1 protein-coding gene is annotated in these 350 nt (G+C 68.3%); it reads right to left on the bottom strand.

All coding sequences use genetic code 11. The annotated features are described in order from the left end of the window. Window positions 1–37 precede the first annotated feature (37 nt). On the bottom strand, window positions 38–350 hold a 313-nt coding region (locus OO70_RS50860; RefSeq protein ID WP_063749804.1), incomplete at its 5' end, for a hypothetical protein.

The raw sequence follows: 350 nt of genomic DNA, 5'->3' as shown, positions 1-350 counted from the left end.
CAGTTCCCCCCTTCGTTTCACCGCTCGAGCCTTCGTTTCACCGTTCGAGCAGGTCCATTTCCCGCTTCCTGGCGGCCAGGGCCCTCTCCAGCACCGTCGACCGATAGGGATTCGACGCGCTGAGAGCCTTGGCTGCCTCCACGGCCTCGTCCAACAGGGCCAACCGTTGCTCCGGCGACTCCCGCACCAGGGGCGACGCACTCGCCTCCACCAGGACGTACGCCAGCTTCGACCCGTACACCTCCGGCTCGACCTGCGCCAGAAGGCGGTAGATCCACAGCCCCTCGGCGCCGCGCACCACGCGCCGGTTGGCACTGAGCAGCCTGACCCTCGCCAGCGCCACCATGTCC

The organism is Streptomyces xylophagus (assembly GCF_000716435.1).
Classification (GTDB): Bacteria; Actinomycetota; Actinomycetes; order Streptomycetales; family Streptomycetaceae; genus Streptomyces; species Streptomyces xylophagus.
This window is presented reverse-complemented; position numbering and strand designations above follow the sequence as displayed.